This is a genomic window from Bacillus cereus group sp. TH152-1LC, from assembly GCF_027710505.1.
Taxonomy (GTDB): Bacteria; Bacillota; Bacilli; order Bacillales; family Bacillaceae_G; genus Bacillus_A; species Bacillus_A mobilis.
In genome coordinates this window covers 53,281-79,537 of the sequence record NZ_JAQFNK010000015.1, presented here as the reverse complement: position 1 = coordinate 79,537, position 26,257 = coordinate 53,281, and the positions used below count along the sequence as shown (strand labels likewise).

Here is a 26,257-nt window from a genome sequence, read left to right as displayed (position 1 = left end):
TGTTGGCAAATTGAATTGAAAATAGGTATAATGAGATTAGCAATTCAGTTAAGGAGGAATTTTGAATGAGTGATCGTCAAGCGGCATTAGATATGGCGTTAAAACAAATAGAGAAGCAATTTGGTAAAGGTTCAATTATGAAATTAGGAGAACAAGCGGAGCGTAGAGTTTCTACAATTTCAAGTGGTTCTTTAGCACTTGATGTGGCACTAGGGGTAGGCGGATACCCACGTGGCCGTATTATTGAAATTTACGGACCTGAAAGTTCAGGTAAAACAACAGTTTCATTACACGCAATCGCTGAAGTACAGCGTCAAGGTGGACAAGCAGCGTTCATTGATGCGGAGCATGCGATGGATCCTGTATATGCACAAAAATTAGGCGTTAACATAGATGAATTACTATTATCACAACCTGATACAGGGGAGCAAGGACTAGAAATCGCAGAAGCACTTGTACGAAGCGGTGCGGTTGATATTATCGTAATTGACTCTGTAGCAGCTCTTGTACCGAAAGCTGAGATTGAAGGAGACATGGGAGACTCACACGTAGGTTTACAAGCTCGTTTAATGTCTCAAGCACTTCGTAAACTTTCAGGTGCAATCAATAAATCAAAAACAATCGCAATCTTTATTAACCAAATTCGTGAAAAAGTTGGGGTTATGTTCGGGAACCCAGAAACAACTCCAGGTGGTCGTGCGTTGAAATTCTATTCAACAGTTCGTCTTGAAGTACGTCGTGCGGAGCAATTAAAGCAAGGTAACGACATCGTTGGTAATAAAACGAAAGTAAAAGTAGTTAAGAATAAAGTAGCACCACCATTCCGTGTTGCTGAAGTTGATATTATGTATGGAGAAGGTATTTCAAGAGAAGGTGAAATCTTAGATATGGCTTCTGAACTTGATATCGTTCAAAAAAGTGGTGCTTGGTACTCTTATAATGAAGAGCGTTTAGGACAAGGTCGTGAAAATTCGAAGCAATTCTTAAAAGAGAATACGGATTTAAGAGAAGAAATTGCATTCTTTGTTCGTGATCATCACGGAATTGGTGAAGACTCTGGTGTGGAAGACACGGAAGATTCAAATCTTCAAGATTAAAAAATAAAAGACACGGTCCCGTGTCTTTTATTTTTAATTATTATGAAAGCGTTGTATATCGTTGGCGGAAAAATATTTAATCTGCTTAAAAGGCTATGTATAAAGAGGAATATATGCATGTTTTATATGAATAAACTGGAATTTACTAAGGTTTTCCAGGATAATATGCTGTCTGCTTTTTAAATTCATATATGAATTAGGGCTGAAGGTAAAGAAAGTAAAAGTAGACAACGCTTGACAATGAAAATTGCGATAGATACAATGAGAATGTATATTTTTTCTTATATACGAAACACTCTTCTCAAGAAGAGAAGTAATATTCGGAGTAAGACTTAAATCTTGCCGAAATAATAATATGACATTTTAATTGTGAAATGAAGAAAGTCCCTTAAAAAAGTGGGGCGACGGTCTTTGCTGTATGTTGGTATTCAATGTACATGCCGACAGTCTTTTTTCATTCATAGCAAGGGGAGGTGAAATCATGAGTAGTACTACAGTTTGGATACTCATCTCCATTTTGCTTGCAACAGTCGGTGCAGTTGTTGGCTTTTTTGTTCGAAAGTCTATTGCTGAAGCGAAGATTAATGGTGCAGCTAATGAAGCGAAACGTATTATAGACGAAGCGAATCGTGAGGCTGAAGCACTTAAGAAAGAAGCGCTTTTAGAAGCAAAGGATGAAATTCATACACTTCGTACAGAAGCTGAATTAGAAATTCGTGACCGTAGAAGCGAATTACAAAAACAAGAAAATCGTTTAATGCAAAAAGAAGAGAACCTTGATCGTAAAGACGAAACGCTCGATAAACGCGAGCTACAGTTAGAAAAGAAAGAGGATTCTCTTGTAGCGAGACAACAACAGATTGAAGAGTTGGAAAGCAAAGTGGGAGAGTTAGTTCAAAAGCAACAAACAGAATTAGAGCGCATTTCCAATCTGACACGCGAACAAGCGAAAGCAATTATTCTTGGTAAAGTAGAAAGTGAAGTTTCTCATGAAATTGCCGTAATGGTAAAAGAAAGTGAAGTTCGTGCGAAAGAAGAAGCGGATAAGAAAGCAAAAGAAATCTTATCTCTTGCAATGCAAAGATGTGCAGCTGATCATGTTGCTGAAACAACCGTTTCGGTTGTAAATCTTCCAAATGACGAAATGAAGGGACGTATTATCGGACGTGAAGGTCGAAATATTCGTACGTTAGAGACGTTAACAGGTATTGACCTAATTATCGATGATACACCAGAAGCGGTTATCCTTTCTGGATTTGATCCAATTCGTCGTGAAACAGCTCGTATCGCTCTTGATAAACTAGTACAGGACGGACGTATTCACCCAGCACGTATTGAAGAAATGGTCGAAAAATCAAGACGTGAAGTGGACGAGTATATTCGCGAAGTCGGAGAGCAAACAACGTTTGAAGTGGGTGTTCACGGTTTACATCCAGATTTAATTAAGATTTTAGGTCGTTTAAAATACCGTACAAGTTACGGACAAAACGTCTTAAAACACTCTATGGAAGTTGCATATTTAACTGGACTTATGGCAGCAGAGCTTGGTGAGGATGAAAAACTAGCAAGACGTGCTGGTCTATTACATGATATCGGTAAAGCGATTGACCATGAAGTAGAAGGTAGCCACGTTGAAATTGGTGTCGAACTCGCAACGAAGTATAAAGAGCATCCTGTAGTTATAAACAGTATTGCATCTCACCATGGGGACACAGAACCAACTTCTATCATTGCAGTTTTAGTTGCAGCAGCAGATGCATTATCAGCTGCAAGACCTGGAGCTCGTAGTGAAACGCTTGAGAACTATATTCGTCGTCTTGAAAAGTTAGAAGAAATTTCAGAGTCTTATGAAGGCGTAGAAAAATCTTTCGCAATTCAAGCAGGACGAGAAGTTCGTATTCTGGTAAAACCAGATACAATTGATGATTTAGAAGCTCATCGTTTAGCTCGTGATATTCGAAAACGTATTGAAAATGAACTGGATTACCCAGGACATATTAAAGTAACTGTTATTCGTGAAACACGTGCAGTGGAATACGCAAAATAAAGTGGTGAAACGCCACTTTATTTTTTTGTGTTGGAATTGGTTAAAATAAAGGAAATTAGTATACAAGTGAAACAAACTTATCATACATATATTGTAAGGGGATCACTTGAAGCTATAGTAATAAAAAATGTAGTACATAGGAAGGGTAAGACATATGAGAATATTATTTGTTGGGGATGTAGTAGGATCTCCTGGTAGAGGTATGATTCAACAATACGTACCGGCATTAAAGAAAAAATATACACCTACAGTAACCATTATTAATGGAGAAAATGCAGCAGGTGGACGTGGAATTACGGAAAAAATATATCGAAACTTTTTAGAATGCGGGGCACAAGCGGTTACACTTGGAAACCACGCTTGGGATAACCGTGAAGTATTTGAATTTATTGATGATGCAAAATATCTTGCGAGACCAGCTAACTTCCCAGAAGGAACTCCAGGAAAAGGACTTATCTTTGTGAACTGTAATGGAACAGAGGTTGCAGTTATTAACTTACAAGGACGTACATTCCTTCCTCCAATTGATTGCCCATTCCGTAAAGTGGATGAATTAATAAACATTGCAAAAAAACGTACGAATATTATCTTTATTGATTTCCATGCGGAAACTACAAGTGAAAAACAAGCGTTAGGTTGGTATGTAGATGGTCGTGCTACAGCAGTAGTAGGTACACATACACATGTTCCTACAGCAGATAATCGTATTTTACCAAGCGGAACGGCATATATCACAGATGTTGGTATGACAGGTCCTTACGATGGGATTTTAGGTATGGATCGTGAAGCAGTATTGAAGAAGTTTTTAACAAACTTACCAGTACGATTTGAAGTGACAAGTGGTAGAACACAATTAAGTGCAGTGCTAGTTGATGTGGATCCTAATACAGGAAAAGCTAAGAAAATTCAGCGTATCTTAATTAATGATGATCAACCATTTTTTGAGTAATTCCTGGGCATAATTTAGAAAAGTTATTATTTTTTAATTTTTTAGAAAAATTACAGAAATTTAGCAGGAATACGCGTCATTCCTCGTGAATATAAGTTAAAGTGAAATAATTGCTAATACTTTTTATAGAAACGAGGAGGAAACGCGGAATGGAAATATTAAAAGTTAAAGCAACGTCGGTCCCTAATTCTGTAGCTGGTGCACTTGCAGGTGTTATTCGCGAACGCGGAACAGCAGAAATTCAAGCCATTGGTGCAGGTGCATTGAACCAAGCGGTAAAGGCAGTAGCAATTGCAAGAGGATTTGTAGCGCCTAGTGGTTTGGACCTGATTTGTATCCCAGCGTTCACAGATATTATGATTGATGGGGAAGAGCGTACAGCAATAAAATTAATTGTAGAACCTCGTTAAGTTTAAACAACCTGTTTGCAGTATGCAAACAGGTTGTTTTTATAATGGAGGAATGGAAATGAAAATCTTTGATGCTCATTGTGATGTACTCTTTCAGTTATGGAGTGCACAAGGGAAAAAGGATTTTAAAAACAATCCGCAATTACATATTACATTTGAACAATTAAAGAAAAGAAAAGGGAGTATACAATGTTTTGCTATATATGTGCCAGAAATGGTGCTATATGAAAAACGCTTTGAAGTGGCATTACAAATGGTCGATATTTTTTATAATGAAATTCTATCATTACCGGGTGTGAAGTTTATTCAGACAAAAGATGATATTAACATGTTAAAACAGGACGAGATTGGAGCGATATTAACACTAGAAGGATGCGAAGCAATTGGAAAAGATGCAATGAAATTACGGTTGTTTTATCGTCTAGGAGTACGTTCTTTTGGACTAACATGGAATTATGCCAATTTATTAGCTGATGGTGCGCTAGAGACACGTGGGGCGGGTTTAACGACCTTTGGTAAACATGTTGTACAAGAACTTAATACGTTACATGTATGGACTGATGTGTCTCATCTGAATGAAAGAAGCTTTTGGGATGTGATAGAAATTGCAAAAAATCCTATTGCCTCCCATTCAAATTGTATGAAACTTTGTCAGCACCCGCGTAATTTAAACGATGAACAACTTAGAGCTCTTATAAAGCGAAATAGCATGATTGGTGTTACTTTTGTACCACAGTTTCTAACAAGTGAAAAACAAGCGAATATAGCGGATATAGTAAACCATATCGAATATATTTGTTCATTAGGTGGAGAGAACAATATAGGATTTGGTTCGGATTTTGATGGAATTTTAGAAACAGTTGTACATGTATCAGCGTATAGAGAATACGAAAATGTAATGAATGAGCTTTGTAAACACTATGCAGCATCTACTGTAGAGCGATTTTTATATGATAATTTTGTGGAACATATAAGCTTTTAAGATTTTGGTTTTAAAAATCCAGAAAAATTAGAATTAATTCATTTGATATTATTGCTTTTTTTAAGACCTAATACTAGAATGAAAAACAAAATAGCTTTATACTAAAGATTCAGGGAAATCAGAAGAGGCATAATTTGCGTCCGTTGTAGTTTATTTGTATAAAAAATGCTAAACTATTACTGTAAAAAAATACACTACAATGAATGCAGCCAAAAGGGGTGTAGGAGATGATTAGTCAACTTTCGTGGAAAGTTGGAGGCCAACAAGGTGAAGGAATTGAAAGTACAGGAGAAATCTTCTGTATTGCATTAAACCGATTAGGGTATTACCTATACGGTTACCGCCACTTCTCATCACGTATTAAAGGCGGCCATACAAATAATAAAATTCGTGTAAGTACAACAGAAGTACGCGCGATCTCAGATGATTTAGATATTTTAATTGCTTTTGATCAAGAAACTATTGATTTTAACTTCCACGAACTACGTCCAGGTGGAATTGTAGTTGCGGATGCGAAATTTAATCCGACAATACCTGATAATACAGATGTAAATCTATATGTGATACCGTTTACAGATATTGCTTCAGAATTAGGCACATCATTAATGAAAAACATGGTTGCTGTTGGGGCATCAAGTGCGGTATTAGGATTAGATGAAACAGCTTATCTAGATGTTGTTGAAGAGATCTTTGGTCGTAAAGGAGAGCAAGTTGTTCAAAAGAATATGGACGCAATTAAGCGCGGCTCTCAATATATGAAAGAATTGCTAGGTGAAAAAGTAAACATGATGCAGCTTGAAAAAGCTGATGGTAAGAAACGTATGTTTATGATTGGAAACGATGCAATCGCATTTGGTGCGGTAGCTGGTGGTGCTCGCTTTATGTCTGCATATCCAATTACACCTGCATCTGAAATTATGGAATACTTAATTAAAAAATTGCCAAAAGTTGGCGGGACAGTAATCCAAACTGAGGATGAAATCGCAGCTTGTACAATGGCAATCGGTGCAAACTATGCTGGTGTTCGTACATTAACTGCATCTGCTGGTCCGGGTCTATCTTTAATGATGGAAGCGATTGGTTTAGCGGGTATTACAGAAACACCATTAGTAATTGTTGATACACAACGTGGTGGTCCAAGTACAGGATTACCAACGAAACAAGAGCAGTCTGATTTAATGGCGATGATTTACGGTACGCACGGTGAGATTCCAAAAATCGTAATGGCGCCAAGTACAGTGGAAGAAGCGTTCTATGATATTGTAGAAGCATTTAACCTAGCTGAAGAATATCAAGTTCCTGTTATTTTCTTAACGGATTTACAGCTTTCTTTAGGAAAACAAACGGTAGAACCGCTTACGTTAGATAAAGTGGAAATTCGTCGCGGTAAGCTTGATTTAGAAGCGGAATTACCAGAACGTGAAAATAAAGCATACTTCAAGCGTTATGAAGTAACAGAAGATGGCGTTTCACCACGTGTTTTACCTGGTATGAAAAATGGTGTCCACCATGTTACAGGTGTAGAACATGATGAAACTGGTAAACCATCTGAATCAGCAATAAACCGTAAAGATCAAATGGACAAACGTTTCCGTAAAATGGAGAACTTGAAGTTTAATACCCCTGTTTATAAAAATGTTAAGCATGAAGAAGCAGACGTATTGCTTGTTGGATTTAACTCAACTCGTGGTGCGATCGAAGAAGCAATGGAGCGCTTAGAACAAGAGGGTATGAAAGTAAACCATGCTCATGTGCGTTTAATTCACCCGTTCCCAACAGCTGAAATCGATCCACTTGTGAAAAGTGCGAAGCGTGTTGTAGTGGTAGAAAACAACGCAACAGGTCAGCTTGCTAACATTATGAAAATGAATCTTGGTAACGGTGAGAAAATTTCTAGTCTTTTAAAATATGATGGGAACCCATTCTTGCCGAAAGAGATTTACAACGAATGCAAAAAAGGGGTTGTATTAAATGGCAACATTTAAGGACTTTCGTAACAGTGTAAAACCAAACTGGTGCCCAGGTTGCGGAGACTTCTCGGTGCAAGCTGCAATTCAACGTGCGGCAGCTAACGTTGGCTTAAATCCAGATGAACTTGCTGTTATTTCTGGTATCGGCTGTTCAGGTCGTATTTCAGGTTATATTAATTCATATGGTGTGCATAGTATTCATGGTCGTGCCCTTCCAATTGCACAAGGTGTAAAAATGGCAAATCGTGATTTAACAGTTATCGCATCAGGTGGCGATGGTGATGGTTTTGCGATTGGTATGGGACATACAATCCATTCTATTCGTCGTAATATCGACATTACGTATATCGTAATGGATAACCAAATTTACGGATTAACAAAAGGGCAAACTTCACCACGTAGTGAAGCTGGATTTAAAACGAAGAGCACACCACAAGGTTCAATTGAGCCATCATTAAATGTTATGGAAATGGCTTTAACAGCTGGTGCGACGTTTGTGGCGCAAAGCTTTTCAAGTGATTTAAAAGAATTAACACAAATTATTGAAGCTGGTATTAACCATAAAGGTTTTTCATTAATTAACGTATACAGCCCATGTGTTACTTACAATAAAGTAAATACTTACGATTGGTTTAAAGAGAATTTAACAAAACTAAGTACAGTAGAGGGATATGATCCGTCTAATCGCATGATGGCTATGCAAACATTAATGGAAAATAACGGATTAGTAACAGGTTTAATTTATCAAAATACAGCGCAACCTTCATACCAAGAACTTGTAAAAGGCTATAGTGAGAAGCCTTTAGTGCAAGCTGATTTAAATATGGATCAGAAAATGTTTGATGAACTTGTTGCTGAATTTATGTAATATAAGAAGAGGAGGTTGCCATGTGGCAACCTTTTTTATGAGAAAATATAGGATAGTCTTATTTACTTAGAAAATTCAGAATGGTAAAATAATATGTAAATCGTTGTATGAAAATGGTGAGTTCATTGCTTATAAAATGTAAGATCCAAACAGAGCATCTTTCTTGTTAAAATTGGCGAAACGCTTCATACTATGGTAATGTTTATAAAGATAAAGCAATATGCTTTTGGGTAGGACAAAAAGAAATGTTAAAAGGGAATGTCTATTTGTGTGTGGGGAAGACTTCATTCTTATGAATGATTAGATTGATTACTCAAGTTTCAAAGGACAAGTTATCTCTCAAGCTATCTAACCATTTTTGAGGTGAGTCAAAGCGCATTAAAATGGACTATAGAATGTGTATAGTTAAGGGTGAAAGGAGATTACCGATGAACGAGCAACAACGATTAGCAAGTCAACAAGCAAATTCCTCTACGAAAAAAGAAGAGAAAGATTATAGTAAATACTTTGAAAGTGTATACCAACCACCTTCCTTAAAAGACGCGAAAAAACGAGGGAAAGAAGAAGTTAAAATTGAACGGGATTTTGGCTTACCTGAAGAGTTTCGCAATTTTGGTACAGGAAGAAAGTTCTATATTCGTACATATGGTTGTCAAATGAATGAGCATGATACGGAAGTAATGGCAGGTATTTTCACTGCACTTGGATATGAACCAACCTTTTCAACTGAAGATGCAGATGTAGTGTTATTAAATACTTGTGCCATTCGTGAAAATGCTGAAAATAAAGTGTTCGGTGAACTAGGTCATTTAAAGTCATTAAAAAGAAGAAATCCGGACCTTTTAATTGGTGTATGTGGTTGTATGTCGCAAGAAGAATCTGTTGTAAATAAAATTATGCAAAAAAATCAGCATGTAGATATGGTGTTTGGAACGCATAATATTCATAGATTACCGTACATTCTAAAGGATGCAATGTTCTCGAAGGAGACGGTAGTTGAAGTTTGGTCAAAAGAAGGGGATGTAATTGAAAACCTTCCGAAAGTACGCCGTGGCGATATTAAAGCTTGGGTAAATATTATGTATGGCTGTGATAAGTTCTGTACATATTGTATTGTGCCGTATACACGTGGAAAAGAGCGAAGCAGACGTCCAGAAGACATTATCCAAGAAATCCGCCATTTAGCTGCGAATGGTTATAAAGAAATTACATTACTTGGACAGAACGTAAATGCATATGGTAAAGACTTTGAAGATTTTGAATACGGACTTGGCGATTTAATGGACGAACTTCGTAAAGTTGATATTGCCCGTATTCGTTTTACAACGAGTCATCCACGCGATTTCGATGATCACTTAATTGAAGTGCTTGGAAAAGGTGGGAACTTAGTAGAACATATTCACTTACCGGTTCAATCTGGAAGCACAGATATGCTAAAAATTATGGCGCGTAAATATTCACGTGAGCATTATTTAGAGCTTGTAAGAAAAATTAAAGAAGCAATTCCAAACGCGGTATTAACGACTGATATTATCGTCGGTTTCCCAAATGAAACAGATGAGCAATTTGAAGAAACGATGTCGTTATATCGTGAAGTAGGATTTGATACTGCCTTTACCTTTATTTATTCTCCGCGCGAAGGTACACCAGCTGCAAAAATGAAAGATAATGTACCGATGGAAGTGAAGAAAGAACGTCTGCAACGCTTAAATACATTAGTAAATAAATTGGCAATTGAAAAGAATGATCGTTATAAAGGTCAGATTGTAGAAGTGTTAGTTGATGGGGAAAGTAAAAATAACGCGGAAGTACTTGCAGGTTATACTCGTACGAATAAACTTGTAAACTTCGTTGCGTCAAAATCTTTAATTGGTCAGCTTGTGAAAGTAAAAGTAACGGATGCGAAAACTTGGTCTCTTAACGGAGAATTAGTTGAAGAGCCGATTGAGGTGGAATAATAGATGAAAGTATATACGAAAGATGATATTGTTGAGCAAGCGAAAGAATTAGCAAAAATGATTTCTGAAACAGAAGAAGTTGATTTCTTTAAGAAAGCAGAGGCGCAAATTCATAAAAATGAAAATGTAAAGCGCGCAATTGATGAAATTAAAGCACTGCAAAAGCAAGCAGTAAACTTGCAGCATTACGGGAAATGGGAAGCTTTGAAAAAAGTAGAAGCTGAAATTGATGCATTGCAGGATAAGTTGGATAGTATCCCAGTTGTACAAGAATTTAAATCTTCACAAACATATGTAAATGACTTACTACAGCTAGTTGCCAGTACGATTTCTAACAACGTAACAGATGAAATATTAATTTCAACGAATGGCGATGTATTGAAGGGTGAAACGGGCGCAGAGGTAGAAAGTAAAAAAGGAAATTGTGGTTGTTAAAGAGATGTCGAATTGACATCTCTTTTTTTAGTGGGTTAAACGTAAGTTCTTCTCGAAAAAAGAATGACACATTCCGCTATTGTCACGCATATGATTAAGTGAATAGTGATTGAGGAGGGTTACGAATGTCCGAATTTAGAGAGATTATTACAAAAGCAGTGGTTGGAAAAGGACGTAAGTATACAAAGTCAACGCATACATGTGAATCGAATAATGAGCCAACAAGTATTTTAGGGTGCTGGGTAATTAACCACTCGTACGAAGCAAGAAAGAATGGAAAGCATGTGGAAATTGAAGGTTTCTATGATGTGAACACTTGGTATTCGTTTGATGGTAATACAAAGACAGAAGTTGTAACAGAACGTGTGAACTACACTGATGAAGTGAGTATTGGGTATCGTGATAAAAACTTTTCTGGTGATGATTTAGAAATTATTGCTCGTGTCATTCAGCCACCAAATTGTTTAGAAGCTCTTGTATCACCAAATGGTAATAAAATTGTTGTGACTGTAGAACGTGAATTTGTAACAGAAGTAGTTGGAGAAACGAAAATTTGTGTAAGTGTAAATCCTGAAGGTTGTGTAGAATCAGACGAAGATTTCCAAATCGATGATGATGAGTTTGAAGAATTAGATCCGAACTTTATCGTTGATGCAGAAGAAGAGTAATAGAAAGCTAGGGAGAAGTTCTTCCTAGCTTTTTACTTTACATAAGTAGTGCTTGAATGACCATGATTCCTTATGAAATGTGCTATAATGAAGAAAGACTCCTGAAATAGGAGATATGGATGTCCGTGAAATGTGACATATATGAATATAGATTATTATGTAAGAATTATGGAGGATAAGTATGACGCAATATACGCCTATGATACAGCAATATTTAAAGGTTAAGGCAGACTATCAAGATGCCTTTTTATTTTTCCGATTAGGTGATTTTTATGAAATGTTCTTTGAAGATGCGGTTAAAGCAGCTCATGAACTTGAAATTACATTAACGAGCCGAGATGGTGGTAGTAGTGATCGTATACCGATGTGCGGTGTACCGCATCATGCGGCTAAAAATTATATTGAACAACTTGTTGAAAAAGGCTATAAAGTAGCGGTTTGTGAGCAAGTGGAAGATCCAAAAACAGCTAAAGGTGTAGTGCGCCGTGAAGTCGTACAACTCATTACGCCAGGAACGATGATGGAAGGGCGTACGATTGATGAGAAAGAAAATAACTTCTTAGCAGCATTAACACATTTTGAAGATGGATCGTATGCGTTAGCTTGTAATGATTTAACGACTGGACAAAATACAGTAACGTTGTTAACAGGTTCAGTAGAAGATATTTTATTAGAAGTGTATGCAACTGGTTCAAAAGAAATTGTTGTAGATTCTACATTTTCGAAAGATGAATTAAATAAATTAACTGAAACATTAAAAATGACGATTTCGTATGAAGATGCAACAACGATTCCAGAGGGATTAGAACATCTTGTGAAAAATGTTTCACAAGCAAAGTTAATTAAAGCAATTGGTCGCTTACTTAACTATGTAATAAGAACGCAAAAACGTTCGTTAGACCATTTACAACCAGTGGAAATTTATTATACAAACCAGTTTATGAAAATTGATGTGCATTCAAAGCGAAATTTAGAACTGACAGAAACACTTCGAACGAAAGAAAAAACAGGATCATTATTATGGCTATTAGATAAAACGAAAACAGCTATGGGTGGTCGTATGTTAAAACAGTGGATGGAACGTCCACTTATTCAGAAAGAAAAAGTGGAAGAGCGTTTAGAAATGGTTGAAACATTTGTAAATGATTACTTCTTACGTGAAGATTTAAAAGAAAAATTAAAAGAAGTATATGATTTAGAACGTCTAGCAGGGAAAGTTGCATTTGGTAATGTGAATGCACGGGACTTATTACAGTTAAGACGATCTTTACTTCAAGTACCAGCTATTTTAGAAGCGATTAGTTTGTTAGATAATGCGTATGCAGCAAGGTTAATTCAAGGTGCAGATCCATGTGAGAGCTTAACTGAATTACTAGGAAGAAGTATTCAAGAAAACCCACCGCTTTCTATTAAAGATGGAGATATTATTAAAGACGGCTATAATGACAAGCTGGATCAATATCGTTACGTTAGTAAAAACGGAAAAACGTGGATCGCCGAGCTTGAAAAACGAGAGCGTGATATTACAGGAGTTAAATCGTTAAAAATCGGGTACAATCGTATTTTCGGTTATTACATTGAAGTAACGAAAGCGAACCTTGCAGCATTACCAGAAGGCCGCTATGAGCGTAAACAAACGCTTGCTAATGCTGAACGTTTCATAACAGATGAGCTGAAAGAAAAAGAAACGTTAATCTTAGAAGCAGAAGAAAAAATTGTACAATTGGAATACGATTTATTTACAGCGCTTCGCGAAGAAGTCAAAGTATTCATTCCGAAATTACAGCATTTAGCGAAAGTAATTAGTGAACTAGACGTACTGCAAAGTTTTGCGACAGTTAGTGAAGAAGAACAGTTTGTAAAACCTGTTTTAACAACTAAGCGCGAAATCTTTATTAAAGATGGTCGTCATCCTGTCGTTGAAAAAGTATTGAACGGGAAATTGTATGTACCGAATGATTGTATTATGCCGGAGAAGATGGATGTCTTTTTAATTACAGGACCGAACATGTCTGGTAAAAGTACGTATATGAGACAATTAGCACTTGTAACTGTTATGTCACAAATTGGTTGTTTCGTACCAGCAACAGAAGCAGTATTACCTGTATTCGATCAAATCTTTACGAGAATTGGTGCAGCGGATGATTTAATTTCAGGTCAAAGTACATTTATGGTTGAAATGTTAGAAGCGAAAAATGCAATTGCAAATGCATCAGAAAGAAGTTTAATTTTATTTGATGAAATTGGACGAGGTACATCTACGTATGATGGTATGGCACTTGCACAAGCAATCATTGAACATATTCATGACCAAATCGGGGCAAAAACGTTATTCTCTACGCATTATCATGAATTGACGGTGCTAGAAGAAAGTTTAGATCAACTGAAGAATGTACACGTTTCAGCTATTGAAGAGAACGGAAAAGTAGTATTCCTTCATAAAATTCAAGATGGAGCAGCAGATAAAAGTTACGGAATTCACGTTGCGCAACTTGCGGAGCTCCCAGATAGCTTAATCGCTCGTGCGAAAGAAGTGTTAGCACAACTAGAAGGACAAGAAGAAATTATTATTCCAAAGCGTGTAGAAGTGAAAGCGCAAGAGCAAGAAGTAATTCCAGAGCCTGTAGTTGTAAAAGAAGAACCAGTAGAAATCGAAGAAACGAAGGTAGAGACTGAAGAAGAATCGCAACTATCATTCTTTGGTGGAGAACAGTCTTCGAAAAAACAAGACAAGCCAGTTTTAGATGCAAAAGAAACGGCAGTACTTACGCAAATTAAAAAAATTGATTTACTTGATATGACACCTTTAGAAGCGATGAACGAACTGTATCGCTTGCAGAAAAAGTTAAAGAAAGGATGAGTAAGTAGATGGGGAAAATTCGCAAACTCGATGACCAACTCTCTAACTTAATTGCGGCAGGGGAAGTAGTAGAGCGCCCTGCCTCAGTCGTAAAAGAACTTGTGGAAAATTCTATCGATGCGAATAGTACATCTATTGAAATCCACTTAGAAGAAGCCGGTTTATCAAAAATTCGCATCATTGATAATGGGGATGGCATTGCAGAAGAAGATTGTATTGTAGCTTTTGAACGACATGCAACGAGCAAAATTAAAGATGAGAACGATCTGTTTCGCATTAGAACACTCGGTTTCCGTGGTGAGGCATTGCCGAGTATTGCCTCAGTTAGTGAATTAGAATTAATCACTAGTACAGGTGATGCGCCTGGTACGCATCTTATTATTAAAGGTGGAGACATTATAAAGCAGGAGAAAACAGCGAGCCGAAAAGGAACAGATATTACAGTACAAAACTTATTCTTTAATACACCAGCGCGTCTTAAATATATGAAAACCATTCATACAGAGCTTGGGAATATTACAGATATTGTGTATCGTATCGCAATGTCACATCCAGAAGTATCGTTAAAGCTATTTCATAATGAAAAGAAATTGCTTCACACATCAGGAAACGGTGATGTAAGGCAAGTACTTGCATCGATTTACAGCATTCAAGTTGCGAAGAAGCTTATTCCAATTGAAGCTGAATCTTTAGATTTCACAATTAAAGGTTATGTAACATTACCAGAAGTAACGAGAGCATCTCGAAATTATATGTCAACGATCGTAAATGGTCGCTATGTTCGAAATTTCGTATTAATGAAAGCTATTCAGCAAGGATACCATACATTATTGCCAGTCGGGCGATATCCAATCGGCTTCTTATCGATTGAAATGGATCCAATGCTTGTTGACGTTAACGTACATCCTGCGAAATTAGAAGTTCGTTTTAGTAAAGAACAAGAATTGCTAAAACTTATCGAAGAAACATTGCAAGCAGCATTTAAAAAAATACAGCTTATCCCAGATGCAGGTGTAACAACGAAGAAAAAAGAAAAAGATGAAAGTGTGCAAGGACAGTTCCAGTTTGAGCATGCGAAGCCGAAAGAGCCATCTATGCCGGACATCATTTTACCGACGGGCATGGATGAAAAACGAGAAGAACCACTGGCAGTGAAACAGCCAGCACAACTGTGGCAACCGCCGAAGAAAGAATGGCAACCACCACAGTCGCTCGTAAGAGAAGAACAAAGTTGGCAGCCATCTACTAAACCGATAATGGAAGAACCAATTCGAGAAGAGAAATCGTGGAACAGTAACGATGAAGACTTTGAATTAGAGGAATTGGAAGAGGAAGTTCAGGAAATAGAAGAGATTGAAATGAACGGTAATGACTTACCACCGCTTTATCCAATTGGACAAATGCATGGAACATATATTTTCGCTCAAAATGATAAAGGCTTATATATGATTGACCAACATGCTGCGCAGGAACGTATTAATTATGAATACTTCCGTGATAAAGTAGGAAGAGTAGCGCAAGAAGTACAAGAGCTACTTGTACCATACCGTATCGATTTATCTCTTACTGAATTTTTACGTGTCGAAGAGCAACTAGAAGAACTGAAAAAAGTTGGACTGTTCTTAGAGCAATTCGGTCATCAATCCTTTATCGTCCGTTCACATCCAACGTGGTTCCCAAAAGGACAAGAGACAGAAATTATCGACGAAATGATGGAACAAGTCGTCAAACTAAAAAAAGTTGATATTAAAAAATTACGTGAAGAAGCAGCCATCATGATGAGCTGTAAAGCGTCCATTAAAGCAAATCAATACTTAACGAACGATCAAATATTTGCTTTACTGGAAGAACTACGTACAACAACAAACCCATACACATGCCCGCACGGAAGACCAATTCTTGTGCATCATTCTACTTATGAGCTGGAGAAGATGTTTAAGAGGGTTATGTAGGGATATTGTCATAGAGAAAAAATGATTCTTGGTTATTTTAATAAAATATAGAGAGAAATAAAAAGGAGCGATAGTAACAAGTCGCTCCTTTTTAATATGATTCTTTTGCAACTATATATAATTCATTTATCAACTAGAGATAACCTCAACCTATTTGCAATTTATATGTGCTTTCTCAATTTTTTTGTAAAGAAAGAGGTTTTTAATTTACAGATTTATCAGAATTATGTAAAGTGTAGATAAAACCATAAAATGGGGTGTTCTTTATGTGTACTAGTTTGACATTACAGACAAAAAACGGTCAGCACCTTTTTGCAAGAACGATGGACTTCACATTAGATATGAATCAAGAAGTAATAATCATTCCTCGACATTACCAGTGGAATAATATAACTGGTGAAATCATTAATACGAAACATGCTACGGTCGGAATGGGTATTAATCATCAAGGAAGAATCATTATGGCGGACGGAGTAAATGAAGCAGGTATGACATGTGCAACACTCTATTTTCCAGGATTCGCTACTTATAGTCAAAGCATAGATGACAACAATACAAATTTGGCTCCATTTGATTTTGTGACTTGGAGTCTCACGCAATTCAATTCTGTCAAAGAGTTAAAGGAATCTGTAGATAGCCTTACCTTTTTGGATATACCATTACCGGATTTAGGACTTACACCACCACTACATTGGATTTTAGCAGATAAATGGGGAGATTGTATTGTACTGGAGCCGACAAATGAAGGTTTAAAAATGTATGATAACCCACTAGGAGTGATGACGAATAGTCCGGAGTTTAATTGGCATTTGCAAAATTTAAGACAATATATTGGCCTTAAATCGCAACCATTCGCGCCAACTGAGTGGAGTAACTTACCATTAAGTGCTTTTGGTCAGGGCTCAGGCTCAATGGGACTTCCAGGGGATTTCACCCCGCCATCAAGGTTTGTACGAGCAGCATATGGCAAACAAAACATTCAAGGTATAGATAGTGAAGAAGAGGGAGTATCGGCACTATTTCATATCTTATCAAATTGCGAGGTTCCTAAAGGCGGAGTAATAACAGAAGAAGGTGCATTAGATAATACCATTTATACAAGTGTAATGTGTATGGAGTCGGGAACATATTATTATCATACTTACGATTGTAGACAAATTATAGCCATTCATTTATTTCATGAAAATTTAGATACGGATGAAATTAAAGTCTATCCGTTCCAGCGGAAACAAAAAATATTTTATGAAAACTAAGTTGTTTTGAAACAACGTTTAGTAAATTTTTAAATATATATAATAGAGCAATAATGGCTATATAATTCTTGGGTACTTCTTTAACTTTGTGATTCACGATAGATCTACTCCTTTCTTCAATGACTCCAACGAGTAAAACTTTGCTGGTAGAAGCATTGGCTAAGGCGCAGTGATAGTGGAATTTATTGCCTAATGTATTCGAATAGTATTATCTTGAATATCTCTGAAGACGCTAAGAAACTTATTTTTCATTAAATTAGCTTTTATTTCTTCTAGAAGGCTCATCATAGTGCTATTAGGTAAAATAAACATGGACGTACTTTATTTATAAATAGTAAAGAACAAAAAAAGGTGTGGAAAATATCCATACCTTTTTTGTTCTTCTATTATCTATGTATAAAAAAGCGCTGTATATCAGCACTTTTTAAAAGTACATGAATTGTATAAGAAAGATTTATATATTATCTATAACTATGCAAGGTCTAATATAGATTCTTATTTGATTAATTGTTATAAGGCTATTTGTTTTTATTATTATTAATTTTTTCCGTATATAACACCTGTTCTTTATAGTGTTTTTTTATTGGAAAAGTATGTGTACCAGAGCCGTTTTTGTATGTTTTATTGATGGGATTTTTTAGCGGGATTGTTGTAGTTTCAGTAAATTCATATGGGTAGTTTATTTTAGATTTATCTTCAAACATAAAAATGCCTCCTTTTAGGATTTCCTGAATTCTTTACTATAACATGATATGCATATAGATTTTTTTTGGACTAGTTATTTATAGAGGTTAATGGAATTTAATTCCGTACTTACTGAAATATTTCACATTGTTAGTGAAGGAGATATTGCATATATATTCGTTATAGATTGTTTTTATAATATGGATTATATAGGTTTTTCTTGATAATATAATGCGGGAGATTATAGTGTTATTAGGTTATTAGGAACATTTAATGCTGTTTCAAAACTGAAAGGGAATTGAAAAAAAACTGAAACTTTTCTCATAAAAATTCAATCTTACTCGAAAAATGAAAGGAAAATGAAATTTTCCAAAAGATATTCTTTGTTAAGATAAAAAGCATACATACAAATAGTATTGACATATCTTAAAAGTGTATTTTCAAGATATAGTGGGGGAAAAGATGAGAGTAGAAAAACAATTAATAAAAAAGATGTATTATGAAACATTCCTAATGGAGAATGAAACAAAGCCACCTCTTGACGTACTTGGGGAAGTTTATGTAAACGAAGAAAGAAATGAGATTTCTGATGGATCTTATATTCGTTTTGCACAAGGTGAGTTTTATTATCGCCATCAAGATTTTGAAGCTGCTATTTTTAAATGGGAAAAAGTTAGTAATGAATTAGCACCGTGGGCACAAAAAAATATTGCGGATGCTTATTTTGAACTGAATCAATTAGCAGTTGCTGAAAATGTGTATACTTCTATTACTACTGATAATAAAATATTGATGACCGAAATTGGATTACAATTACTTTCTCTTTACATAGAGCAAAATAATTTTGATTCCGCTTTCTCTGTTATTAAAGAAGCGGTTTCTTTAAATCCCGATTACCCGAACGTCACAAAAATTGCCCGTTCTTTTTATGAGGAGCAGCAAGATTTTGATAGTGCAGTAGAGCTTGCAGTGAATGAGTTAATTCGAACAGAATCTTATCCGTGGTTTGAGGTTTTAAAAGGATATATTGATAAAGGATTCACTAAACATATTTCACCAGATTATTTCTATGAAGTATTAGTTACGTTAAATACTGTAGATCAAGTACAATTTACGCAAATGGTTTCATCACTTTGGAATAGTTATAAAAATGAACAAAATTACTTATTATGGCTTAATACAATAAATGAATTTTTCTTACATATTGAAATACATTCGTCCGATATATGGAACAAAATTTCTTCTCTTTACGAAGAAACGTACTTTGAATTAATTCAAGGTCAATATATGCTTACACAATTGCACGACATCATTCCAAACTTGTTAACAAATTGGTTAAAGGTAGTCAATCCATCTTATGCTGTATTTCCATCAGCAGCTGTATTGGCATGGGATGAGATTTTCCCTTCTAAAATAGATTCAGCAAATATAAAACATGCGGAAAACCTGTTGTCATATTCTATTAATCATGTGAATGGCTTAGAGTATAGTTTGCATCTTTTTGAATCTATTACAGAGTGGGCACAAGAGCATAATATAGAAATGGGTCACCGATTTAGATGGTTAGTTGGCGAACTCGCAGATTTAAGCACAAACCGTATTTTAGTAACAGGAACTTCAGGGAACGGAAAAACTACATTTATTAACTCTATAGTAGGAGAAAATATAGTAGAAAAATCAATTTCAAATGTAGTAGTTTTAAAAAATGATGCTCATACAGAAATTAACGCCATAACAGACTCTGCAATTACAACAACGGAAGATGTCTCTGATTACCATAATATGATGTCTCAACACCATCAAACATATAGAGATAGAGCATGTGTGGAATTTAAATTACCATGCAGATTTTTAAGTGAAAATAAACTTACATTTGTAGTTACACCTGGCTTTAATAGAAATAACGATACTAGGGATGAGATATTCGAATATTTAAATTCTGTAGACAAATTACTATTCGTATTAAATGCGGATTCACCTTTTACTGACAAAGAACGTGACATTCTATTAAGCATTCAAGAACATACACCAAATTTACAAATTCATTTCTTATTAAATAAAATCGATAACATATACAGTGAAGCAGAAGTGAAAAGAGTATTATATGATACGCAAGCGAGAATAAACACATATTTCCCGCATGCGAGAATTTTCCCTTACTCTTCGCTATATACAAGTAGTCAACAATTAAATGAGTTAACGGAGTTTATTCATTTTAACTGTAATGATAAAAATATCGATGTAGAACGTACTGAAAAGCTATTGTTTTTCATTCGAAAAACAATTACATATCTTTTGGATAAACGCGTTGAGAAAGAAAATAATTTAGTGGATGCGATTAATTGGAATGAAGATATGCTAGTGAAACTAAATGGTAGTATGAATAATCTTACTGCTTTTGAGAAGGAAAAAATTCATTTTATTACACAATCATATCGTACAATGAAAACTGAAATTACGAATGATCTTACTGAAAATATTCCGAAGATATTACAAGGGTGTTCGGATTTAATTAGTGAAGAAAGTAATTTCGGGCACATGGATACGGAACTAAATAAGGCAATGAATGAAAGAGTGCATAAATACCTAGAACAAACGGTATTATCTAACCTTGCTCTTTCTATGCAAAATTGGATTGCAACTTCTAATAATGAGCTTCTTCAGAGTCAATCGTACCTAGAAGAACTTAGTGAAGGACTCAATTCTTTATTTGGAGAAAATCGAATACAGTTAGCATGTGATTTTAAAGTGCTTGATGATTGGCGTAGAGATACGGACAGAATGACGACTAGAATACAAATGGAGGAAGTAAATATTTTACGTCGATTTACGCCAGCACAATTTTTATTGAAAAGTGCCGGTAAATTATTTGGAGTTCTTCCTAAAAACAAAGCTATGCTATATAACAAATACAAACAGTATGTAGAAAATGAAGATTATACCGAGGTAACGGCTTCTATTATGAAGAAGTTTTTCTTGCAATTCGAGCTATTTGAAAACACGCAAGAGAGGGATATTCATATATTCTTTAGGAATCCATTTAACTCCTTGAAACAATCTGTAGAAAACACTCATTTAGAAATACAAGAAAAACAAGAGATGTTACATAAAATGAAATCAACTCCTGAAGTCTACCATGATTCTATCAAGCTCTTTGAATTGAGATTACGTCAATGTGAAGTAATTTTAAATATAGGTGACGATCATACCTATACAGATGTAACTTTAGAAACAAGCGTAGAATAAAAGTTCTTATATGACAATGCATCGTATGTTATAAGAGAGTAAAAGGGAGCAACTGTAATGAGTTGCTCCCTTTTCATATTTAGGTTATTTTTCAGTCTCTTTAATTTTAGTTTGTACTGCGCCAGTTTTCATTTTATTACTTTCTGAGAAACGTAATAAATCGCCTTCAATAATTTTGTCAGACATTCGTAATTCATTTTGTGCACGATTAATGAGTGCATGTGCTTCTTTTTTTGGTAAATCTACAATTTCACCTGTTATGCGGTCGTAGAATGTGTTGTTTGTGTATGCATACTTGTCTGTAATAAAGCTTCCATCACGTAAAACAACAAATCCGGTATATTCATCTGAAAACATATCATGGCCAAAACGAATATCGCTCGTAGTATCAATCCCTAGTAAATTTAGAATAGTAGGTTTCATATCGATTTGTCCCGTAGGTTTTGAAATGGTTTGACCTTCTGTTTGGCCAGGCATATGAATATATAAAGGTGTGCGTTGTAAATTTAAAGTATCAAATTCTGTTATTTGATCTTTTTCTAAAAACTGTGCCATTGCGCGATTATGTTTTTCAGAAATACCATAATGATCACCATACAATACAATAATAGAATCATCATACATTCCCTCGGCTTTTAAACGCTCAATAAATTTTTTGATGGATTCGTCTAAGTAACGTGCTGTTACGATATAACGATCAAATACGCCATTACCAGAGTTGTATGGTTCAATGAATTTTGTATCTTCATCATACGTAAATGGATAATGGTTCGTTAACGTAAGGAAACGAGCGTAAAATGGTTGATCAACAGTTTTTAATATATCTACAGATTGATCAAAGTATTCGATATCTTTTAATCCCCAATTTAAATTTGTTTCGGGCGTAATTTTGTAATCAAGTTCGTTATAGTAACGATCATAACCAAGAGCAGAGTACATAATGTTACGATTCCAAAATGTTGCGTTATTCGCATGGAATACAGAAGTGTAATAACCTTGTTGACGTAAAATTTCTGGAGTCGCAGTATAATCATTGTTACCGTGTGTGAAAAATACAGCTCCTCGATTTAATGGATACAATGAAGTATCAATTAGAAATTCAGAATCGGATGTTTTTCCTTGCCCAGTTTGGTGGAAAAAGTTATCGAAGTAATAGCTTTCATTTATGAATTGATTCAAGAATGGTGTGACTTCTTGACCGTTAACTGATGCGCCTATTAAGAAGGTTTGCAGGGATTCAAGAGTAACGACAATTACATTTTTTCCTTTCGCTGCACCAAACATGTTAGGATTCGGTTCACTTTGGTTTGCCTTTACGTAGTTTTCCGTTTCTTGTAATTTACTGCTATCAGCAAGTGCTTTTTGTGACCCTGCTTTTACTTGCAGTGTTAAATCATATATTTGATGAGTGTATAGTCCTAAATTTTTAACAAGCATAACTCGGTCAAATGATCTCGTTAATAGTTCAGGTCGCTCTTTTTCTGCAAGATGTAAATTCGCAAAAAATACACCAATCGTTAAAAGAAAATATAGCAAGCGTACCGGATGAGTTACACGTCCTGTTTGGAAGACAATTGATTTCTTCTTCAATAAAATAAAGAAGAAAATAATGTCTACGAATGCGAGTATAATTTTGTAGTTCAATATTTCTATAATACTGCCGCCTAATTGGCCAAAGTTTGATGTTTGTCCAAGTACTGGTAACGTAACGAAATCGCTATAAAAATCATAGAACATGACATTCCCAACCAGTACGATTGTTAATAAGAAATTAATACATAGCGCGATATAATTTCTCTTTTCACCGGTTGCAAATAATGCTAATCCGACAAATGCTAATGATGCAGCGAGAGGGCTAATAAACAAAATAAGCTCTTGTGTAGAAGACTCAATTTTTAAATCAAAACTGAATCTTGTAATAAGATATGTTTTTAACCATACTGCTAAAGCAATTATTAAAACAAAGCTTATATTTTTCATTTGTAAATTGATTTTATTTTTCATTTTTACACCTTCTTTATACAATTTATTTAACTTGTGTTATATATTATGTTTTTATAACTATTATAGTGTAATGAACCATTTAGCTTATGTTTTCTAAAGGTAATAATATGAAGTATTCATATACGTACAATGAGGAATTTTAAAGCATAAATCTATTTTTTAGAAACAGAGAAGAAAAAGTCATAGTTGTATGGAAAACGACTTATAGACATCCTAACATATTAAACACTATGATGATGTTACAAAATATCGAACAAATGAAAGCGGAAATGAATAGAGGCTTTTAAAACTATTGACATTCAATTTGTTAGAATTGAATGTCAATAGTGGTACATACATGGTTATGTTAAATATGTATCTCGTAAAATCCAGATTCCTTGCGGGAGAATCTTTAGTAAGCTATTACTATGGAAGTTAACATATTTGATTGCTATTTTAATGAAAGAAATTAAATATCAGATAAATATTTTCCAACATACAACCCACTTGCAGCAGCTTGAGATAATGAATGAGTGACGCCTGAACAATCTCCAACTAAAAATAGCCCATGCACACTTGTTTCAAAGTGTTTATTGATTTTTATCGTAGGAGCATAGAATTTTCCGTCAATTCCGTATAATAAAGTATCTGTATCGATCGGTTCTTGGATGAATTGTTCTAAGCGTAATAAAAATTCTTTAAGTCCTTCAATATATAATGGAGGAATTTCTGTATTTAAATCTCCATAATCTCCTTGTAGTGTAGGTTGTATACGGTTATGTTTCATGTGGTTATCCGTTGTAGGTTGTTTATTTAGTAAATCCTCTAAGCGCTGAATAACAATCCGATCTCGTCCTTGGTTAATGTTTTTAATAACTGAACTTGCGTATACATTTGCTTCTTTGAGAGTTGAAAAATAGCGCGGGATAAATAAAGTGAAATTTAAGTTAGGTGTGCCAGTTCCTTTCTCTCGAAAATTTTGACCGTCAGGCATAACTAAACCTTCTTCGTACTTTCTAATGATGCGTCCTTTTGGATTCATACAGTACGTAGTTGCTGTGAAGCGTTCATGCTCATAAGAAAGTTTAGTCTCAAATGTATCTTTTAATATAGAACGTAATTGGTGTTCCTTCATCTCTACTCGAATCCCTAAATCTACACGAGTTTGTTCCTGAGAAATATTGAGAGAAGTGCACATTTCTTTTAACCAATCTGCTCCAGAACGTCCAGTTGCAAATACTAGTTGCTTCGATTGAACTGTTCCTTCATTTGTCTCTATTGTAAAATGATCTTTCTGTTTCATAATATGTTGTACATCTATATGAAATTGTATATTTATTTTCATAAGTAAAAATTCATAGAGTTGCTGAAAAATCTCACTTGAAAGGGTAGTGCCAAGATGCCTTACTTCGGTTGTTAGCATTTGTAAACCACACGCTTCAGCTCTCTTATTGAGAGTTGGATTTTCTGTAGAATATTTCGAAACAGAACTTCCTCCGAACTGACATAGAATTTCATCTACTTCAGTCATAAGTTGTATAAAGCCCTCTTTACCGACTTTTTGCTCAAGTTCGCCGCCAAATCCGTTTGTATAATTAAATTTCCCTTCAGATTTTCCTAAACCGCCAAACCCAAAATATTTATCACATGTAGTACAAGTACATGCTTTTCCTTCGTCTAAAGGACAATGACGATCTTCTAGCGCTTTACCTTTATCCAGAATTAAAACCTTTTTGTTACTTTTCGCTAGTGAATAAGCCATAAAAATGCTACTTACTCCAGCGCCGATAATTGTAACATCATACATATTCTTTCACCTGCTAACGAATAGTTTGTTTTTATTTTTCTAGTGTATAACAATTTTATGAAGTTAAGAAATAGCTTTTATTAATAAAGAGGGAGTTTTTAAACTTGATGTTTTTGTATTTCTCCGAGTGGTGGAGTAAATACAAATGTTTTTAATTGAAAGAAGAAATAGTTTTAAATGATCACTATGTCATATGAAGAATAAAATCTAATATATAAAAAAACAGACCTTTTAAGTGAAGAGGTCTGTTAATGGTTTTAAATCTTATTTAGCAAACACATGGTTACCAATTACTGCTACTGTTTGACGTGTCGTAATCCATTTGTCTGTTGATGTTTTTGGATTGTAAAAATAAAGCCAATCAGAATGTATTCCATTTGTGGAGATAGCTTCTTCTACTGCCATTTTTGCTTCTGGGCTTGCAGGCTGATTAATTCTTCCATCTGTAACAGGAGTAAAGGCATATCCGTATTTAATAGGTTCATAAATAACGCCTGTTATTGTATTTGGAAAACCTTTTGCATTTACACGATTTAGAATAACTTTTGCTACAGCTACTTTACCTTTATAGGATTCACCACCTGCTTCAGCGGTAACTAAGCGTGCCATTAAGTCTTTTTCTTTTTCTGAAATGCTTGAGTTAATTTTTAGATGTTGTCCTGTATAAAGCTTGTTTCCGACTGTATTGTTAATTTGTTTTATAGATTGAACGGTAACATTGTAACGCTTTGCTATCATTTCTAATGAATCTCCCTGTTGTACTTGATAAATAATTTGTCCAGAAATGTTCGCAGGTTTGGCGTTTTGACGAACGGTGATTTCATTTGAGTACGTGGACCCTGGAATATGTAACTGTTCACCAATAAAAGTTTGATCGTTTCCTTTATTATTAGCCTGTTTAATGGATTGTATGGAAGCTCCATATTGTTTACTAATGCCCCAAAGTGTATCATTCTTTTTTACTGTATGAATGGTAGATGCTTCAGCTGTGCCTTGATTACATACGAATGTAATTGCAGCTGCAGATAAAGGGATTATATGCTTTATTTTTAATGATTTCATTGTAAATCCTCCTAGCAAAAATAAGG

The 26,257-nt window shown here is 35.1% G+C and carries 18 protein-coding genes; 14 read left to right on the top strand and 4 right to left on the bottom strand.

The features are described from left to right. The first annotated feature begins 65 nt into the window (after window positions 1–65). The 13 genes from recA to PDL00_RS24990 all read left to right on the top strand — a co-directional run bounded on the left by recA (window position 66) and on the right by PDL00_RS24990 (window position 17,449). Entirely contained in the window at window positions 66–1,097 is a 1,032-nt protein-coding gene (recA, locus tag PDL00_RS25050; RefSeq protein ID WP_063260397.1) for a recombinase RecA, read from the top strand. A gap of 481 nt (window positions 1,098–1,578) precedes the next feature. Next, a complete protein-coding gene (gene rny, locus PDL00_RS25045; RefSeq protein ID WP_016086643.1) occupies window positions 1,579–3,144 on the top strand; it encodes a ribonuclease Y in 1,566 nt (521 codons plus the stop codon). A 154-nt stretch (window positions 3,145–3,298) separates the two neighbouring features. Beyond that, complete coding sequence (locus PDL00_RS25040; RefSeq protein ID WP_001221093.1) at window positions 3,299–4,093, top strand: TIGR00282 family metallophosphoesterase; 795 nt, start codon at window positions 3,299–3,301, stop codon at window positions 4,091–4,093. Between the two features lie 149 nt (window positions 4,094–4,242). Then, window positions 4,243–4,503 carry a stage V sporulation protein SpoVS gene (spoVS, locus tag PDL00_RS25035; RefSeq protein ID WP_000404341.1) on the top strand — a complete coding sequence of 87 codons (261 nt, stop codon included), beginning with the start codon at window positions 4,243–4,245 and terminating at the stop codon, window positions 4,501–4,503. Between the two features lie 58 nt (window positions 4,504–4,561). Next, complete coding sequence (locus PDL00_RS25030) at window positions 4,562–5,485, top strand: dipeptidase (RefSeq protein WP_270731847.1); 924 nt, start codon at window positions 4,562–4,564, stop codon at window positions 5,483–5,485. A gap of 227 nt (window positions 5,486–5,712) precedes the next feature. Continuing rightward, on the top strand, window positions 5,713–7,470 hold the full coding sequence (locus PDL00_RS25025; RefSeq protein ID WP_242250710.1) for a 2-oxoacid:acceptor oxidoreductase subunit alpha: 1,758 nt from the start codon (window positions 5,713–5,715) through the stop codon (window positions 7,468–7,470). Beyond that, a complete protein-coding gene (locus tag PDL00_RS25020) occupies window positions 7,457–8,323 on the top strand; it encodes a 2-oxoacid:ferredoxin oxidoreductase subunit beta (RefSeq protein WP_000190158.1) in 867 nt (288 codons plus the stop codon). Before PDL00_RS25025 ends, PDL00_RS25020 begins: the two co-directional genes overlap by 14 nt. A 428-nt stretch (window positions 8,324–8,751) precedes the next feature. Continuing rightward, on the top strand, window positions 8,752–10,281 hold the full coding sequence (miaB, locus tag PDL00_RS25015) for a tRNA (N6-isopentenyl adenosine(37)-C2)-methylthiotransferase MiaB (protein WP_242250711.1): 1,530 nt from the start codon (window positions 8,752–8,754) through the stop codon (window positions 10,279–10,281). Window positions 10,282–10,284: 3 nt separating this feature from the next. Continuing rightward, window positions 10,285–10,716 carry a RicAFT regulatory complex protein RicA family protein gene (locus tag PDL00_RS25010; RefSeq protein ID WP_000870464.1) on the top strand — a complete coding sequence of 144 codons (432 nt, stop codon included), beginning with the start codon at window positions 10,285–10,287 and terminating at the stop codon, window positions 10,714–10,716. A gap of 125 nt (window positions 10,717–10,841) precedes the next feature. Continuing rightward, complete coding sequence (cotE, locus tag PDL00_RS25005) at window positions 10,842–11,384, top strand: outer spore coat protein CotE (protein WP_001288800.1); 543 nt, start codon at window positions 10,842–10,844, stop codon at window positions 11,382–11,384. Between the two features lie 181 nt (window positions 11,385–11,565). Continuing rightward, window positions 11,566–14,244 (top strand): DNA mismatch repair protein MutS, encoded by a 2,679-nt coding sequence (gene mutS, locus PDL00_RS25000; RefSeq protein WP_242250712.1) that lies wholly within the window; start codon window positions 11,566–11,568, stop codon window positions 14,242–14,244. An 8-nt stretch (window positions 14,245–14,252) separates the two neighbouring features. Further along, window positions 14,253–16,196, top strand: a complete 1,944-nt coding sequence (gene mutL, locus PDL00_RS24995) for a DNA mismatch repair endonuclease MutL (protein ID WP_270731842.1) — start codon at window positions 14,253–14,255, stop codon at window positions 16,194–16,196. A gap of 266 nt (window positions 16,197–16,462) precedes the next feature. Continuing rightward, the gene (locus PDL00_RS24990) at window positions 16,463–17,449 is read left to right on the top strand and encodes a choloylglycine hydrolase family protein (RefSeq protein ID WP_270731839.1); all 987 of its coding nucleotides are present in this window, start codon (window positions 16,463–16,465) and stop codon (window positions 17,447–17,449) included. Between the two features lie 518 nt (window positions 17,450–17,967). On the opposite strand, the gene PDL00_RS24985 is transcribed toward PDL00_RS24990, so the two are convergent. Further along, window positions 17,968–18,153, bottom strand: a complete 186-nt coding sequence (locus PDL00_RS24985) for a hypothetical protein (protein ID WP_000461131.1) — start codon at window positions 18,151–18,153, stop codon at window positions 17,968–17,970. A gap of 442 nt (window positions 18,154–18,595) precedes the next feature. Here PDL00_RS24985 and PDL00_RS24980 point away from each other — a divergent pair, with 442 nt between their 5' ends. Beyond that, complete coding sequence (locus PDL00_RS24980) at window positions 18,596–21,379, top strand: dynamin family protein (RefSeq protein ID WP_270731837.1); 2,784 nt, start codon at window positions 18,596–18,598, stop codon at window positions 21,377–21,379. 84 nt (window positions 21,380–21,463) lie between these two features. Here PDL00_RS24980 and PDL00_RS24975 read toward each other — a convergent pair whose 3' ends face one another. The 3 genes from PDL00_RS24975 to PDL00_RS24965 form a co-directional block, all read right to left on the bottom strand. Further along, a complete protein-coding gene (locus PDL00_RS24975) occupies window positions 21,464–23,383 on the bottom strand; it encodes an LTA synthase family protein (protein ID WP_270731834.1) in 1,920 nt (639 codons plus the stop codon). 448 nt (window positions 23,384–23,831) lie between these two features. Further along, a complete protein-coding gene (locus PDL00_RS24970) occupies window positions 23,832–25,169 on the bottom strand; it encodes an NAD(P)/FAD-dependent oxidoreductase (protein WP_270731831.1) in 1,338 nt (445 codons plus the stop codon). Between the two features lie 264 nt (window positions 25,170–25,433). After that, the gene (locus PDL00_RS24965; RefSeq protein WP_270731829.1) at window positions 25,434–26,231 is read right to left on the bottom strand and encodes a cell wall hydrolase; all 798 of its coding nucleotides are present in this window, start codon (window positions 26,229–26,231) and stop codon (window positions 25,434–25,436) included. Window positions 26,232–26,257 lie beyond the last annotated feature (26 nt).

Excerpts from the sequence above, each read along its gene's own strand:
- recA (WP_063260397.1), top strand. The coding sequence starts at position 66 with ATGAGTGATCGTCAAGCGGCATTAGATATGGCGTTAAAACAAATAGAG.
- rny (WP_016086643.1), top strand. The coding sequence starts at position 1,579 with ATGAGTAGTACTACAGTTTGGATACTCATCTCCATTTTGCTTGCAACA.
- PDL00_RS25040 (WP_001221093.1), top strand. The coding sequence starts at position 3,299 with ATGAGAATATTATTTGTTGGGGATGTAGTAGGATCTCCTGGTAGAGGT.
- spoVS (WP_000404341.1), top strand. The coding sequence starts at position 4,243 with ATGGAAATATTAAAAGTTAAAGCAACGTCGGTCCCTAATTCTGTAGCT.
- PDL00_RS25030 (WP_270731847.1), top strand. The coding sequence starts at position 4,562 with ATGAAAATCTTTGATGCTCATTGTGATGTACTCTTTCAGTTATGGAGT.
- PDL00_RS25025 (WP_242250710.1), top strand. The coding sequence starts at position 5,713 with ATGATTAGTCAACTTTCGTGGAAAGTTGGAGGCCAACAAGGTGAAGGA.
- PDL00_RS25020 (WP_000190158.1), top strand. The coding sequence starts at position 7,457 with ATGGCAACATTTAAGGACTTTCGTAACAGTGTAAAACCAAACTGGTGC.
- miaB (WP_242250711.1), top strand. The coding sequence starts at position 8,752 with ATGAACGAGCAACAACGATTAGCAAGTCAACAAGCAAATTCCTCTACG.
- PDL00_RS25010 (WP_000870464.1), top strand. The coding sequence starts at position 10,285 with ATGAAAGTATATACGAAAGATGATATTGTTGAGCAAGCGAAAGAATTA.
- cotE (WP_001288800.1), top strand. The coding sequence starts at position 10,842 with ATGTCCGAATTTAGAGAGATTATTACAAAAGCAGTGGTTGGAAAAGGA.
- mutS (WP_242250712.1), top strand. The coding sequence starts at position 11,566 with ATGACGCAATATACGCCTATGATACAGCAATATTTAAAGGTTAAGGCA.
- mutL (WP_270731842.1), top strand. The coding sequence starts at position 14,253 with ATGGGGAAAATTCGCAAACTCGATGACCAACTCTCTAACTTAATTGCG.
- PDL00_RS24990 (WP_270731839.1), top strand. The coding sequence starts at position 16,463 with ATGTGTACTAGTTTGACATTACAGACAAAAAACGGTCAGCACCTTTTT.
- PDL00_RS24985 (WP_000461131.1), bottom strand. The coding sequence starts at position 18,153 with ATGTTTGAAGATAAATCTAAAATAAACTACCCATATGAATTTACTGAA.
- PDL00_RS24980 (WP_270731837.1), top strand. The coding sequence starts at position 18,596 with ATGAGAGTAGAAAAACAATTAATAAAAAAGATGTATTATGAAACATTC.
- PDL00_RS24975 (WP_270731834.1), bottom strand. The coding sequence starts at position 23,383 with ATGAAAAATAAAATCAATTTACAAATGAAAAATATAAGCTTTGTTTTA.
- PDL00_RS24970 (WP_270731831.1), bottom strand. The coding sequence starts at position 25,169 with ATGTATGATGTTACAATTATCGGCGCTGGAGTAAGTAGCATTTTTATG.
- PDL00_RS24965 (WP_270731829.1), bottom strand. The coding sequence starts at position 26,231 with ATGAAATCATTAAAAATAAAGCATATAATCCCTTTATCTGCAGCTGCA.